The sequence below is a fragment of the Bacteroides sp. MSK.18.37 genome (assembly GCF_019129155.2).
Taxonomy (GTDB): domain Bacteria; phylum Bacteroidota; class Bacteroidia; order Bacteroidales; family Bacteroidaceae; genus Bacteroides; species Bacteroides ovatus.
This window is the reverse complement of sequence record NZ_JAHOIB020000001.1, coordinates 4,095,275-4,110,632: the sequence shown is the minus strand read 5'-3', so window position 1 is coordinate 4,110,632 and position 15,358 is coordinate 4,095,275. Positions and strand designations below refer to the sequence as shown.

The 15,358-nt window shown below is 42.7% G+C and carries 10 protein-coding genes and 2 tRNA genes; 3 read left to right on the top strand and 9 right to left on the bottom strand.

From position 1 onward, the window contains the following. Nucleotides 1–525 precede the first annotated feature (525 nt). Nucleotides 526–2,334: a leucine-rich repeat domain-containing protein gene (locus KSX81_RS15825; protein ID WP_254884246.1), complete on the top strand. Its 1,809-nt coding sequence runs from the start codon at nt 526–528 to the stop codon at nt 2,332–2,334. A gap of 55 nt (nt 2,335–2,389) precedes the next feature. Then, entirely contained in the window at nt 2,390–2,629 is a 240-nt protein-coding gene (locus tag KSX81_RS15820; RefSeq protein ID WP_254884248.1) for a leucine-rich repeat domain-containing protein, read from the top strand. A 294-nt stretch (nt 2,630–2,923) separates the two neighbouring features. Here KSX81_RS15820 and KSX81_RS15815 read toward each other — a convergent pair whose 3' ends face one another. From KSX81_RS15815 to yaaA, 8 genes are all read right to left on the bottom strand, one after another. Further along, entirely contained in the window at nt 2,924–3,415 is a 492-nt protein-coding gene (locus KSX81_RS15815) for a DUF4488 domain-containing protein (protein ID WP_004297193.1), read from the bottom strand. 139 nt (nt 3,416–3,554) lie between these two features. Next, entirely contained in the window at nt 3,555–4,958 is a 1,404-nt protein-coding gene (asnS, locus tag KSX81_RS15810; protein WP_004297192.1) for an asparagine--tRNA ligase, read from the bottom strand. A gap of 105 nt (nt 4,959–5,063) precedes the next feature. Next, nucleotides 5,064–6,557 (bottom strand): pseudouridine synthase, encoded by a 1,494-nt coding sequence (locus KSX81_RS15805; RefSeq protein ID WP_004323572.1) that lies wholly within the window; start codon nt 6,555–6,557, stop codon nt 5,064–5,066. Between the two features lie 74 nt (nt 6,558–6,631). After that, complete coding sequence (purB, locus tag KSX81_RS15800) at nt 6,632–7,978, bottom strand: adenylosuccinate lyase (protein ID WP_004297189.1); 1,347 nt, start codon at nt 7,976–7,978, stop codon at nt 6,632–6,634. Nucleotides 7,979–8,119: 141 nt separating this feature from the next. After that, a tRNA-Val gene (locus KSX81_RS15795) sits at nt 8,120–8,194 on the bottom strand. 35 nt (nt 8,195–8,229) lie between these two features. Further along, nucleotides 8,230–8,304: transfer RNA gene (locus KSX81_RS15790), tRNA-Val, on the bottom strand. Nucleotides 8,305–8,491: 187 nt separating this feature from the next. Beyond that, on the bottom strand, nt 8,492–9,037 hold the full coding sequence (locus KSX81_RS15785; protein WP_004297187.1) for a sugar O-acetyltransferase: 546 nt from the start codon (nt 9,035–9,037) through the stop codon (nt 8,492–8,494). Between the two features lie 3 nt (nt 9,038–9,040). Beyond that, the gene (gene yaaA, locus KSX81_RS15780) at nt 9,041–9,814 is read right to left on the bottom strand and encodes a peroxide stress protein YaaA (RefSeq protein ID WP_004297186.1); all 774 of its coding nucleotides are present in this window, start codon (nt 9,812–9,814) and stop codon (nt 9,041–9,043) included. Between the two features lie 138 nt (nt 9,815–9,952). On the opposite strand from yaaA, the gene KSX81_RS15775 reads away from it, so the two are divergent. Then, a complete protein-coding gene (locus KSX81_RS15775; RefSeq protein WP_004297185.1) occupies nt 9,953–11,935 on the top strand; it encodes a family 20 glycosylhydrolase in 1,983 nt (660 codons plus the stop codon). A gap of 101 nt (nt 11,936–12,036) precedes the next feature. Here KSX81_RS15775 and carB read toward each other — a convergent pair whose 3' ends face one another. Further along, nucleotides 12,037–15,258, bottom strand: a complete 3,222-nt coding sequence (gene carB, locus KSX81_RS15770) for a carbamoyl-phosphate synthase (glutamine-hydrolyzing) large subunit (RefSeq protein ID WP_004297184.1) — start codon at nt 15,256–15,258, stop codon at nt 12,037–12,039. Nucleotides 15,259–15,358 lie beyond the last annotated feature (100 nt).

Genomic DNA, 15,358 nt, shown 5'->3' with positions numbered 1-15,358 from the left:
AATAAAAACTGCATATTGACGGGTTATTGTTAGTGATAGCATCTTTGGCTTATTTCTGGTACGCAGTTGAGTAAGCAACTCTCCTAATCAGCTGTCAAGCCAATTAAATTACCCCATTAAAATACAGAGATGAATTTAGCTGACAAATTAAAGATATGAGAATATTTCAAAAAGAATATTCGGTCAATATAGATGTGCGTTAGTCTATGGATTATCAAGTAAAAGTTTGCCAAAAGCAGAAGAAAAACGTACTACATGGAAGAAATTCCCCAAAAATACCCAAAGAAAGTATTATAATAAAAAAAAATAAATTACCTTTGTAAGGTGGCGATTTATATTGAAAAAAATAAATCAAGCTATTTACAACAAACAAACTATAAGCACATGAAAAATAGACTATTACATCTCCTTGGAAAAGTATTATTACTATCCCTGTTGGCAACTGCTTGCCACAAAGAGACAGCCCAACCCGACCCAGCACCAGACAAACTAAATTATGAACTTTACGAGAATGTTTGTACTGATTTGAGTACCTATGTTAAGACCTACGAAGAGAAAGAGTATGATGCCCTGATCCGCTATGCAGAAGCGATTCCAGGCGTGGACTCGACACAAGTCATCGACAGCATCCTTTATGTCTACACTCAAGGCGGTTACGAGTGGTTCTATGACATGTATGGCTTGTCCGCAGTCGCACCAGCTGATTATTCTATTGACCCAGCGCAATTACAAGCCGAACTAGACTCTCTATGTATCGCTTGGGGAGATTCGATAATTACAGAAGAAAACTTTTCCGCTCCTGTTTCACCCGATAAGGCTTCCGATAATCTCTCACGATCAATTACCAGCAATAGTGTCGGAAGTTCCGATGTAATCCTAAAACGCAAAAACATCCTCTATTGGAATCCTTGGCCAGATTACAATGGCGAAAAGATTCATCTTTTTCCTGAATTATTACACTTGTATGAAAAGAAATTCGGAATAACATGTACCATAAAAACTGAAGCCACTCCGGACGTTATTCGAAGTTTCGGTAATTACGATTTAGTGTTAATCCGGACTCATGGAACCAAGGCAACTAATGGCCCCAATGGCTTATCCGCAGAGAACGGCCTTTTATCAGTTCCTATTTCTACTAATGCATTTCAGGATTTCCTATCGAAGAGACAAGCATCGTTTGGAGTGATACAGTATACATACGATGGGGAGTATATTGGTGCAAAAAAAGAAGGCATTGGTTTAAGCAAAGCGGTTTTTGACAATTTATTGCCTGATCTAGGTAACACCATTATTTGGACATGCATGTGCCACTCAACACACTCAGGTTTTTTCGAAGCAACTATGGATAAAAATGTACCGGTATTTTTTGGCGCAAATCAATTATGCGACATAACAGGTCCCTATGAGTGTCTGAAAAGGTTTCTACCCAAGTTTTATCTAGGAGCTAGTGCACGGGATGCGTTTAATGGAGAGGCAGATTACAGAGCATCAAGATACAAATCTTACGTATATGATTATCCGAAAGGCAGTCTACTAGGCTATAGTTTTTCGGGTTATGGAACTAGAAACGACCGCATTTATTGTTGGGGAGTAAAACCAAAATCATGGTCTGACCATTTGAATGATTTTATCGACTGTGTTAAAGCTTATTTCAGAGCACCTGTTGAAAAAATAACCAACAAGGATTACGAAACCGGAATCTATCTGATGAATACCGAAACAAATGAAGCCGATTACATCGCATTTACTGAAAACAACACAACAATATCTGATTATAAGGAATATGACAAGATGGTCGCTTCGGGGACACTGAACATAGCCGTACCGACATTAAAACCGAAGAGCAGTTATAAATATTGGACTTATCTCAAAGACGACGACGGAATTACTTTGTCGGACAACTTCTGCACGTTCACCACACCCAGCAACAATTTTATCCAAATGCAATACCAAGTTGTAGCTAAAGAATTAACAAGAATTTGCACATCAGCCGACGCATTTTTAGGCGATTCAAAATTCAAGATCATAGGTGTGGATTACGGAGAAGGAACAGGTCTGGAGAAATTCGAGATATCACACTGGTTCAAGACTAGCGGTTTGCATACAGTCAGAATCTATTATGATGGACAAATGACTGGTTTTAGAGATTTGGGGAGTGACGACTACCCGCTAAGCCCATTTTATGAGTGTTCAGCTTTGGCCTCCATCACAATTCCGAAAGGAGTGACAACGATAGGTGAAGGAGCTTTTTATTACTGTCATAACTTGAACTCTATCACGATTCCAAATAGTGTAACCCGGATCGGGAAACGCGCATTTCAGAAGTGCCTATAATTGTAAAGCTTTGACTTCCGTTACCATACAGGAAGGAGTGACGCGAATAGGAGAAATGGCATTTGGTGATTGTCGTGCATTGACCTCCGTTACAATTCCCCAAAGCGTGATGAAAATTGGACAATGGGCATTCAGTAACGACCAACTGACTGTGAAATGTTTACCAACATCACCTCCTTCTCCTTCTTCACCAGCTCCATTCATACTAAAGAAACTCTATGTACCGGCCAGTTCCGTTGACTCATATAAAAAAGCTTGGGAAGGCGCTTATAAAGATATAATCTTCCCCTTATAACAAAACGATTAACCCAGTCCACTTTAAAAGGATTTCTAAACATCAGTGAAGCAGTGACTTAGACAAGGAAAGCATAAGATTAAAATAATTCCAATAATATTGGCACAGATTTTAATTGCTATGTCATACAAAGCAGACTATAAGTCTGTTTCTGCTACATCTTTAAATCATTTTGGTATATCCTCTTTAGACTACCTATTTTTCTATCTATTTTCGTATAACGAGCCAAAAAAAGTTACGCACATCTTCTTCAAAAAGAAGATGTGCGTAACTTTAATACAATGGCAAATTCACTTATCTCACAATATCTTCCGGAAATTTAGCCGGCATCTCCACCCTCTTCCAGGTTTCATAATACCAGGTGTTCAACTCATTTCCATTCAAATCACTCTTGATAAAATATTTCAGATGGAGATAATCATTATCTTTAATCTCAAATTCCAAAATATTATCCTGATTATCCAGCATCGGGAGATGAATGTTCTTCTCGATACTTTCCTTATAAGAATCGTCCGTGAGTTGTTTGTACGTACCATACCCCGTAATAATCGCATCCGCACCAGGGATAATGGTAAAGTTCACAATCCGCCCGTCATCACTCAATACTTTAAATGTATTACTGGGTTTCAACGCTCCCGGAACATCGGGAGATTCCGACACATAATGGCAGAGCTGCCAAATACCTTTCAAATCGGCCGCTTTGAATTTGGTTTTCTTCTGGGCCATCGCACCTGTTACCGCTAACAACATTATTGAAAGCATGGTAAAGAAATAGAGCTTTTTCATTGTTGTATTATTTTAGTTAATACTCTCGAATGCGTATTTCCAAATATAAAGATTTATTTTGGAAATACAGCAATTCAGAGCATAAAAAAACTCGCATAACCTGAAGATCATGCGAGTTTTACATAAATATACCGAAATATTAGAAATCAGCATTTCTTGGTGTACGCGGGAACGGTATCACGTCACGGATATTCGCCATACCTGTTACAAACAATAACAGACGTTCGAATCCTAATCCGAAACCGGAGTGAGGACAAGTACCGAACTTACGGGTATCCAAATACCACCACATATCTTTCATCGGGATGTGCATTTCTTCAATACGGGTCATCAGCTTGTTATAGTCGGCTTCACGTTCGGAACCACCGATAATTTCACCGATTTTCGGGAAAAGAACGTCCATGGCACGCACTGTCTTACCGTCTTCGTTCTGCTTCATATAGAAGGCCTTGATTTCCTTCGGATAATCAGTCAGAATCACCGGACGTTTGAAGTGTTCTTCCACTAAGAAACGTTCGTGTTCGGAAGCCAGGTCCACGCCCCAGTAAACCGGGAATTCGAACTTATGTCCTTTCGCAACAGCTTCTTCAAGAATCTTGATACCGTCTGTATAAGGCAAACGTACGAAATCGTCTTTCAATACACCTTGCAGACGCTCAATCAAGCCTTTGTCGAACATATCGTTCAGGAACTTCACATCATCCGCACAGTTATCCAACGCCCATTTCACACAATATTTGATGAACTCTTCTGCCAAGTCCATGTTGTCTGTAATGTCGTTGAAAGCAACTTCCGGCTCAATCATCCAGAACTCTGCCAAGTGGCGGGGAGTGTTGGAGTTTTCGGCACGGAACGTAGGACCGAATGTGTAGATAGCTCCCAAAGCAGTAGCTGCCAGTTCACCTTCCAGCTGACCGGAAACAGTCAGACTTGCCTGCTTACCGAAGAAATCATCTTCATAAGAGATAGAACCTCTCTCGTCTTTCTTCAAGTCATACAGGTTCATGGTAGTCACCTGGAACATCTGTCCGGCACCTTCACAATCGGAAGCCGTAATGATCGGCGTATGGAAATAGAAGAAGCCTTTTTCATGGAAGAACTTGTGAATAGCAATCGCCATGTTGTGACGGATGCGGAACACTGCACCGAATGTATTGGTACGCGGACGCAAGTGAGCAATCTCGCGCAAGAATTCCATAGAATGGCCTTTCTTCTGTAATGGATATGTATTATCACAAGTACCCAGCACTTCGATTTCACGAGCCTGTACTTCCACTTTCTGTCCGGAACCCACTGATTCTACCATTTCTCCGTTCACGCTGATACAAGCGCCGGTAGTAATCAGTTTCAGCATCTCTTCATCGAAATTAGCCAAATCTACTACGATCTGCAAATTATTTATTGTAGAACCGTCATTCAGTGCGATAAAGTTTACTTGTTTGCTACCTCTACGGGTGCGAACCCATCCTTTCACATTGACCATAGCGCCAATATCCGTGCGCTTCAACAGATCAACAATTTTTGTTCTACCAATCTTTTCCATTTAACTTTTTCTTTTTAGATACAAGAAGACGAGGTTTCAAATGCAGGATGAATTCTTTCCTGCTTTCTTTCCCCGTCCTCTGTCAAGTTGTTATTTATTGACTTATTATTCAAACGAACCCATGCGGAGATAGTTTACTTCTGCTTCCGACAGGTAACGCCAGTCTCCGCGACGCAGACCTTTTTTGGTCAGTCCGGCGAAGAACACACGGTCGAGTTTTACTACTTTATAACCCAGTGATTCGAAAATACGGCGAACGATACGGTTCTTACCGGAGTGAATTTCGATACCTACCTGGTCTTTCTTGAAATCATCTGTATAGCTGATCGCATCTGCATGGATTTCGCCATCTTCCAACTGGATACCAGCTGCAATCTGCTCCATATCTGCTTTAGTCAGGTTCTTGTCCAGATGAACATGATAAATTTTCTTCTTCAGGAATTTCGGGTGTGTCAGCTTGGAAGCCAGATCACCGTCATTCGTCAGTAACAGTACACCAGTCGTGTTACGGTCCAGACGTCCTACCGGATAAATACGTTCGTTGCAAGCGCCTTTCACCAAATCCATTACTGTACGGCGTTCCTGCGGATCGTCCGATGTAGTAACGGTATCTTTCGGTTTATTCAGCAATACGTATACCTTGCGTTCGATGCTTACCGGTTCGTCGTGGAACTTAACCACATCCGAACGTTTGATCTTCGTACCCAATTCCGTTACCACTTCACCGTTTACAGAAACCACACCTGCTGTGATAAATTCATCAGCCTCACGACGGGAGCAAACACCTGCGTTAGCCAGGAACTTATTCAGACGAATCGGTTCATTCGGATCAACGAACTGTTCCTTGTACTCGATCTGTTTCTTTACGCTATACTTAGCGTTCGGATCATAATCGCCGGTACGCGGACGAGGACGATATCCTCCTTGACGATCGTTATTATATCTCGGACGATAACCTCCACCGCCGTTGTTGCTGCGATAGCCGCCACCTTCGCCGTTATTGAAACGGGGACGATACGGACGGTCACCACCTTCACGGTTGTAAGAAGGACGTTGAGGACGGTCGCCTCCTTCGCCGTTATTAAAGCGGGGACGGTAAGGACGGTCGCCACCTTCACGGTTGTAGGAAGGACGTTGAGGACGGTCGCCATAAGACGGACGCTCACCACCTTCGCCGCTATTGAAACGGGGACGTTGAGGACGGTCATAAGAACCACCTTCACGATTGTAAGAAGGACGTTGAGGACGATCATAAGAACCACCTTCGCGGTTGTAAGGACGTTGAGGACGTTCACCTCCTTCATTATTGTTATTGAAGCGAGGACGATACGGACGATCTCCACCTTCACGATTGTAAGAAGGACGTTGGGGACGGTCGCCATAAGAGCGGTCACCGTACGAACGCTGCGGGCGTTCGCCTCCTTCATTGTTGGCATTAAATCGCGGGCGATACGGACGATCCCCGCCTTCACGGTTGTAAGAAGGGCGATACGGACGTTCTCCACCTTCTCTGTTGTAAGACCTGTTACCATCACGGCCGGCACCTGTATTCTCTTCATTGAAAGAATTTTCGCGCCATTCTTCGTTTTCTGTGCTCATTTTTTTATTCGAATAAAATTAGACTTTGGCCTCACGGCCTATTTAAAAAACACGTTTATTATATAAGTAAACAATTAAAGCCCCGTATATGTATGGGGAGTGATTGCTCTTAACTCTTTTTTAATATCTTCGCTTACATTCAATTCTTCGATAAACTCTTTAATAGAACTTTCTGTAATAGCTTGGTTGGTGCGGGTTAACGCTTTCAAAGCTTCATACGGATGCGGATAAGCCTCACGGCGCAGGATGGTCTGAATAGCTTCTGCCACTACACTCCAACAATTATCCAAATCACGATAAATAGCCGGTTCGTTCAATAACAGTTTGCGCAATCCTTTCAAAGAACTCTGGATAGCAATCACGATATGACCGAAAGGCACACCTACATTACGCAGCACTGTCGAGTCTGTCAAGTCGCGCTGCAAACGGGAAACAGGAAGTTTCACAGCCAAATGTTCCAGGATAGACGTTGCTATACCCAGGTTACCTTCCGCATTTTCAAAGTCAATCGGATTCACTTTATGCGGCATGGCACTCGAACCCACTTCTCCGGCTTTGATCTTCTGCTTGAAGTACTCCATAGAGATGTACTGCCAGAAGTCACGATTCATATCGACCATAATCGTATTGATACGCTTCATACTATCAAAAACAGCAGAGAGGTTATCATAGTTCGAAATCTGCGTTGTATATTCTTCGCGTTCCAGTCCCAGTTTTTCTGCAACAAACCGATTGCCGAATTGTTTCCAGTCATATTGAGGATAAGCCACGTGATGCGCATTGTAGTTTCCGGTAGCACCGCCAAACTTAGCGGTAAGCGGGCATGCTTTCAACATAGCCAACTGACGTTCGAGACGGTAAACAAATACCATCACTTCTTTACCCAGACGGGTAGGAGAAGCCGGCTGACCGTGAGTTTTGGCAAGCATCGGAATGTTAGCCCATTCTGTCGCATAGGTTTTCAACTGTGCAATCAGCTCTTCAATCAACGGGTAATAAACCTGATCCAATGCTTCTTTGATAGAAAGAGGAACAGACGTATTGTTAATATCCTGAGAAGTCAATCCGAAGTGGATAAACTCTTTGTAGTCATCCATTCCGCCCATCTTGTCAAATTCTTCTTTCAGGAAGTATTCTACAGCTTTCACGTCGTGGTTAGTTACACTTTCGATATCTTTAATGCGCTGTGCGTCTGCTTCAGAGAAGTTACGGTAGATATTCCGTAAAGTTTCGTACACATTGCTATCGATTCCTTTTAATTGCGGCAAAGGGAGTTCGCACAAGGTGATAAAGTATTCCACCTCTACCTGTACACGGTATTTAATCAGTGCAAATTCAGAGAAATAAGCTGCCAAAGCTTTAGTTTTGCCTCTATATCGACCATCAATCGGAGATATGGCCGTTAATACATCAAGTTCCATACGTTTTCTTAGATAATTATCAGACTGCAAAATTAACTCTTTTTCCTGAGTTATAGAGCAAAAGGATAGAGAAAGTTTGTATAAAAGCGGTAAGAAATAAAAAAAGCCTCACGAATTTCTTCGTAAGACTCTGTTTTATAGTGGGCGTTGACGGATTCGAACCGCCGACCCTCTGCTTGTAAGGCAGATGCTCTGAACCAGCTGAGCTAAACGCCCTTGTTAATGAGCCGGAAGTGTTTCGTTTTTTTGTGTGGGCGTTGACGGATTCGAACCGCCGACCCTCTGCTTGTAAGGCAGATGCTCTGAACCAGCTGAGCTAAACGCCCGTACACTTCCGTTTCAAAAGCGATGCAAAGGTACGGCATTTTTTGAATTCTGCAAACATTTCATGTATTATTTTTCAAGAAAGTTTTTGCGCAATAAAGAAAAGCTCTGATTATCAACAAATAATACAAAAAAGTTTTTTTTCTCACAACTTTCACTTCGTCCAGTCTGTCTACCAGATAAAGCAACTTATTTACGAATCACCCGTGCCGGATTCCCGACTGCAACACTGTCGTCGGGAATATCTTTCGTCACAACACTCCCCGCTCCTATCACACAACGATTACCAATCGTCACACCGGGACAGATAATAGCGCCGCCACCAATCCAGCAGTCTTCGCCAATCGTCACCGGATAAGCATATTCCTTAGAGCCTCTTCTTTCCTGATAATCCATCGGATGATGAGGCGTATAAATCTGCACACAAGGACCGACCAGTGTATGAGTACCAATTGTGATATATCCTCCATCCAGGAAAGTGCAATTGGCATTAACAAACACATGTTCACCCAACTTGATTCCGTCTCCGTGATCGCAATGGAAAGGCGGGCATATAATGGAAGTTTCAGGAATCCCCGGTACCAACTTATCCAATAATTCTCTATAACCCTCATCGTACGTACTCATTCCCCGCATACGTGCCAATAGTTTTTTGGCATGTTCAAAACGTACCTGCAACTCCGGTGCAGACATATCAGCCAACTGGCTACTACGCATCTTCTCAACTTCCGTCATACCTTATATTTCTTTGCCGTTAGTAAATACAAACTTCTTTTCGTTCGAAAGAGATTCGTTAAATTCAAACCCTTCCCAAGAGAAGCTTTTCAGATCCTCCGGATTTTCAATTCGATTCTTCAGAATGAACCGTGTCATTTCACCACGGGACATTTTGATATATATCACTATCGAAGCCAATTTTCCATTCTTCCATACTTGAAATTCGGGAGTGATGACATGCACCTCTTTTTCCACCCGCTTCCAATCAAACAAGCTTTTCATCTCGTCACTGGCCAAATTGCAAAGTATGCCGCCGGCTTTCTTGATGTCTTCAATGAACACATCCGTCAAACGGGACTGCCAATAAGAAAACATCGTCTGATTACCCAGTTCAGGCAGCACTACATCTCCTTCCAACCGATAGGAACGAATAACGTCCAAAGGCCTCAACAGTCCATAACAAAAAGAAGTCAGCCGCAAGTGTTCCTGCGCATATTCAAATTCTACTTTCGAGAAATCTTTTGCATTCAACCGTTTGAACACAATTCCGGTATAAGCCAATAAAGCAGGCAGTTCCGGTGTACCCTCCGCATGAAAAGCCTGATAACGCTTGTAATTTTCCACAGCTATTTTAGCATTCACACGCAACAGGCGTTCCAGTTCGTCCACCGAAAACTGTGACATCTGCAAAGCAATCCCGGAAGCTTCTTTTTGAAATCGTGGAACCGTTTTCAAAGGAACTTTCACCTTTGAAGTTTCACTCATAGTCTTGGCACAAGATAGAAGTACTAACATTGTTAAATCTGATTTTATCTTTTCGAAAAACAAAAATAAAAAATAAATCGCTTCTCTTGCTGGCTAATAGACAGATTATCCCTAAATTCAGCCAATAATTAACTTTAATCATTTATTAATAACAAAAACACCCCCATTATGACATACACACTAATCCCCCTGAAAGTGTTATGCTTATTGACAATCTTCTGTTTGTATGGCAGTTTATCCTATGCCAGCGTAAACTCTAAACCTTTTGTTGTCCCCGAACTCAAACAATGGACAGGAAAAGATGGTAATTTCACTCCGGGAACAAATGCAAAGATAGTATGCACCTCTGCAAATCCAGAATTGCTGAGAATAGCCCAAATGTTTGCCGACGATTATCAGCAAATGTTCGGAAAAACATTAAGCGTAACTCAAGGCAAAGCCACACCCGGAGACTTCATCCTATCACTGTCAGCTGACAAAAAGCTGGGAGAAGAGGGTTATGAAATCAAGATTACCGATCGGATCACGACTTCTGCCCCCACCCTGACAGGGCTTTACTGGAGCACACGTACCCTCTTGCAAATAGCAGAACAAAGCCAGGAGCACTCATTTCCTAAAGGAATAATCCGCGACTATCCCGACTACTCCATCCGGGGATTCATGATAGACTGCGGTCGTAAATTCATTCCGATGAGCTATCTTCAGGATCTGGTAAAAATAATGGCTTATTACAAGATGAATACCCTGCAAGTCCATCTGAATGATAATGGATTCAAGCAATATTTTGATAACAACTGGGACAAGACTTATGCTGCTTTCCGTCTGGAGTCCGAAACTTATCCGGGACTCACAGCCCGCGACGGTTCTTATTCTAAAAAAGAATTTATTGATTTTCAGAAACAAGCTGCAACCAACTTTGTAGAGATTATACCGGAAATTGATATTCCGGCACATTCATTAGCATTCACTCATTACAAACCGGAAATTGGGAGCAAGGAGTACGGAATGGATCATCTTGACTTATTCAAACCGGAAACCTATCAATTTGCAGACAATCTGTTCAAAGAATACCTGAAAGGTGACGACCCTGTATTCGTGGGCAAGCGTGTGCATATCGGTACCGACGAATACTCGAATGCCAAGAAAGAGGTAGTAGAAAAATTCCGGGCTTTCACCGACCATTATATCCGGCTGGTAGAAGGCTTTGGCAAACAAGCCGTGATATGGGGCGCTCTCACTCATGCTAAAGGAGACACCCCTGTCAAATCAGAAAATATCATTATGAATGCCTGGTATAACGGATATGCCGACCCAGCAACCATGATAAAAGACGGCTACCAGCTAATCAGCATTCCGGATGCAATGGTTTACATTGTTCCATTAGCCGGTTACTATCAGGATTATCTTAACGAGGTATTTTTATATAAAGAATGGACACCGGCACATATCGGGAAAGCCGTATTCGAAGAAAAGCACCCTGCTATTCTCGGTGGCATGTTTGCCATCTGGAACGACCATGCAGGTAATGGAATTTCCGTGAAAGACATTCATCACCGTGTATTCCCTGCGTTACAAACTCTAGCAGTGAAGACATGGACAGGGAAAGAAACCAGTCTGCCATTCGAAGTGTATAATGAAAAGCGTAGTGCTATCAGTGAAGCCCCCGGAGTCAATCAATTGGGAAGAATCGGCAAGAGTCCGGCATTGGTATATGAGCGTTCTACCGTTGCTCCCGGCAGCACTTCCACTTACCCGGAAATCGGCTATAATTATACAGTCAGCTTCGACATTACCGGAGCACCAGAGAAAAGCGGAACAGAATTGTTCCGTTCACCCAATGCCGTATTCTATCTAGCAGATCCAATTCGAGGGATGATGGGTTTTGCACGCGATGGTTATTTGAATACGTTCCCATATAAAGTGAATCCGGGAGAGAAAGCGACCATTCAGATTGAAGGCGATCATCGTAGTACCACACTCAGAGTAAACGGAAAGGTTGTTGAAGAAATGAACATACAGAAATGTTATTTCAATGCAGGAAAAGATTCTATGAGTTATATACGCACATTGTTTTTCCCGCTCGAGAAAGCCGGAAACTTCAATAGCCGGATAGAGAATCTGAAAGTACACAATTATCGTGTAAGCAAATAACAGAAAACATCTATTCGCAACAAGACAACTTAAACAAAAAACTCCCCCTTTGGCATTCCAAAGAGGGAGTTCTTTTTATTTTGATAAACAGCTAAAGCAGTTTATTTATATTCCTGCCAGCTCTTGATCTGAATATCACCCAATTTCAATTCACAGAATGCTTCGATAAAGGCACTTGCCAGACGAGCATTTGTAATCAATGGAATGTTGTGATCGATTGCACCACGACGGATACGATAGCCATTCGTTAATTCACGTTTGCTATGATTCTTCGGAATGTTTACGATCAGGTCAAACTTATGGTCAGCGATCATCTTCATAACATTATTCTCTGCACCTGGTTTCTCATCCGGCCAGTAAACCGGAGTCGCGTCTACTCCATGAGCATTCAGGAATGCAGCAGTTCCGGCAGTAGCATAAATCTGATATCCCTTAGCAAACAGCATACGGCTGGCATCCAGCAAATCCACTTTCGACTTCATAGCACCGGAAGAGAACATTACTGCTCTTTCAGGAATCTTGAATCCGGTAGCGATCATTGCATTCAGCAATGCTTCAGAGAAATCATCACCGATACATCCAACTTCACCTGTAGAAGACATATCCACACCCAATACCGGGTCAGCCTTGTGCAGACGAGAGAAAGAGAACTGAGATGCTTTTACACCAATCCAGTCGATATCAAATGCAGATTTATCCGGACGTGAGTACGGAGCATCCAACATGATGCGGGTAGCTGTTTCGATGAAGTTACGTTTCAGTACTTTAGAAACAAACGGGAAACTACGAGAAGCACGCAAGTTACATTCGATTACTTTCACTTCGTTGTTACGAGCCAGGAACTGGATATTGAACGGACCGGAGATATTAAGTTCTTTAGCAATCTGACGGCTGATTTTCTTGATACGGCGTGCCGTTGCAAAGTAAATCTTCTGTGCCGGGAATACCAGTGTAGCGTCACCGGAGTGAACACCGGCAAATTCCACATGTTCAGAAATTGCGTATTCCACCACTTCACCATTCTGGGCAACAGCATCAAATTCAATTTCTTTTGTATTTTCAAGGAATTGAGAAACAACTACCGGGTATTCTTTAGAAACTTCGGCAGCCATCTTCAGGAAGTTTTCCAATTCTTCGTCATCGTAGCAAACATTCATAGCAGCTCCTGAAAGAACGTAAGAAGGACGAACCAATACCGGATAGCCTACTTTTTCTACGAATCCTTTCACCTCTTCGAGACTGGTAAGTTCCATCCATGCCGGCTGGTCGATACCCAGTTGGTCAAGCATAGCAGAGAACTTGTTACGGTTTTCAGCACGGTCGATAGAGATCGGAGAAGTACCCAATACAGGAACCGACTGGCGGTAAAGTTTCATAGCCAGGTTGTTCGGAATCTGTCCACCTACAGAGACAATCACACCGCGAGGTTGTTCCAGATCGATTACGTCGAGTACACGTTCGAACGAAAGCTCGTCGAAGTACAGACGGTCGCACATATCATAGTCAGTAGAAACCGTTTCAGGGTTGTAGTTAATCATGATAGATTTGTAACCCAATTTGCGGGCTGTCTGAACGGCATTTACCGAACACCAGTCAAATTCTACAGAGCTACCGATACGGTAAGCACCCGAACCCAGTACGACTACTGATTTTTCATTCTTATAATAGTTTACATCATAACCTTCCACTGCATAAGTCATATACAGATAGTTAGTCAGTTCCGGATGTTCGGAAGCAACTGTATTAATACGTTTTACAGCCGGGAGGATACCCATAGATTTACGATGAGCACGCACTGCCAGGTTTTCTTTCTCCATGTTTCCGGTTGGATTCAGTACGAAACGGGCGATCTGGAAGTCGGAGAAACCTAACACTTTAGCTTCACGCATTACATCGGCAGGTATATCTTCTACCTTATTATAGGTAGACAGTTTCGCTTTGTAGTCTACGATATTTTTCAGTTTGCCAAGGAACCATGGGTCAATCTTTGTCAGGTCATGAATACGTTCGATGGTATAACCTTCTTCCATTGCTTGTGCGATAGCGAAAACACGCAAGTCTGTCGGACGAGAAAGCTCTTTATCAAGATCATCAAAGTGCAGTTCGTCATTACCTACGAAACCATGCATACCCTGACCGATCATACGAAGACCTTTCTGGATGATTTCTTCAAAAGAGCGACCGATAGACATGATTTCACCTACCGATTTCATGCTTGAACCGATTTCACGGGATACACCGGCAAACTTCGTCAAGTCCCAACGAGGGATTTTACAGATATAGTAGTCAAGTTGCGGAGCTACGTATGCAGAATTCGGAGTCCCCATCTCACCAATCTGGTCGAGTGTATAGCCGAGTGCTACTTTAGCAGCAACGAATGCCAACGGATAACCGGTAGCTTTAGACGCCAATGCAGAAGAACGGCTCAAACGGGCATTTACTTCAATCACACGGTAGTCGTCCGTATCAGAGTTGAAAGCATACTGAATGTTACACTCACCCACGATACCGAGGTGACGGATACATTTAGTAGAAAGTTCCTTCAACAGAGTCAATTCTTTATCATCCAGTGAACAGGTAGGAGCCACTACGATGGATTCACCGGTATGGATACCCAGCGGGTCAAAGTTTTCCATGCTGGCTACTGTGAAGCAATGGTCGTTAGCGTCACGGATCACTTCAAATTCGATTTCTTTCCAGCCTTTCAACGATTCTTCTACCAGAATCTGTTTAGAGAAAGCAAAGGAGCTTTCAGCCAATTTCAGGAATTCTTCTTCGTCGGCACAGATACCGCTACCAAGACCACCCAATGCATAAGCAGAACGTACCATGACAGGATAACCGATTCTGCGTGCAGCAGCAATGGCATCTTCCATGTTTTCTACTGCCTGGCTAACCGGAGTCTTCATCTCGATTTCGTTCAGTTTCTTCACGAACAAATCACGGTCTTCTGTATACATGATAGCTTCTACCGATGTACCAAGCACCTTTACTCCGTATTTATCAAGAATACCCTGTGTGTAGAGTTCCGCACCGCAGTTCAACGCAGTCTGTCCGCCGAATGCCAGCAAGATACCATCAGGACGTTCTTTCTTGATAATTTCTTCTACAAAATAAGTATTTACGGGAAGGAAATACACTTTATCGGCAATACCTTCAGAAGTCTGAATGGTTGCGATGTTCGGGTTTACCAATACTGAGCTGATACCTTCTTCTTTCAAAGCTTTCAGTGCTTGTGAACCAGAGTAGTCGAACTCTCCGGCTTGTCCGATTTTGAGTGCTCCAGAACCCAAAACGAGAACTTTCTTGATTTCCTTTTCCATTTCTTTTGTTGTTATAATAAGTTGTTATTTCTAAGTTCGTCCATAAAAAAAATGCGTTACCCTCAAAAAAGGATTAACGCATTACCAAAGAACTAAAATA

Coding starts and splice junctions, on each gene's coding strand:
- KSX81_RS15815 (WP_004297193.1), bottom strand. CDS start 3,415: ATGAAAAAGCTCTATTTCTTTACCATGCTTTCAATAATGTTGTTAGCG.
- carB (WP_004297184.1), bottom strand. CDS start 15,258: ATGGAAAAGGAAATCAAGAAAGTTCTCGTTTTGGGTTCTGGAGCACTC.
- KSX81_RS15785 (WP_004297187.1), bottom strand. CDS start 9,037: ATGACGGAAGTTGAGAAGATGCGTAGTAGCCAGTTGGCTGATATGTCT.
- KSX81_RS15820 (WP_254884248.1), top strand. CDS start 2,390: ATGGCATTTGGTGATTGTCGTGCATTGACCTCCGTTACAATTCCCCAA.
- yaaA (WP_004297186.1), bottom strand. CDS start 9,814: ATGTTAGTACTTCTATCTTGTGCCAAGACTATGAGTGAAACTTCAAAG.
- KSX81_RS15805 (WP_004323572.1), bottom strand. CDS start 6,557: ATGAGCACAGAAAACGAAGAATGGCGCGAAAATTCTTTCAATGAAGAG.
- purB (WP_004297189.1), bottom strand. CDS start 7,978: ATGGAACTTGATGTATTAACGGCCATATCTCCGATTGATGGTCGATAT.
- asnS (WP_004297192.1), bottom strand. CDS start 4,958: ATGGAAAAGATTGGTAGAACAAAAATTGTTGATCTGTTGAAGCGCACG.
- KSX81_RS15775 (WP_004297185.1), top strand. CDS start 9,953: ATGACATACACACTAATCCCCCTGAAAGTGTTATGCTTATTGACAATC.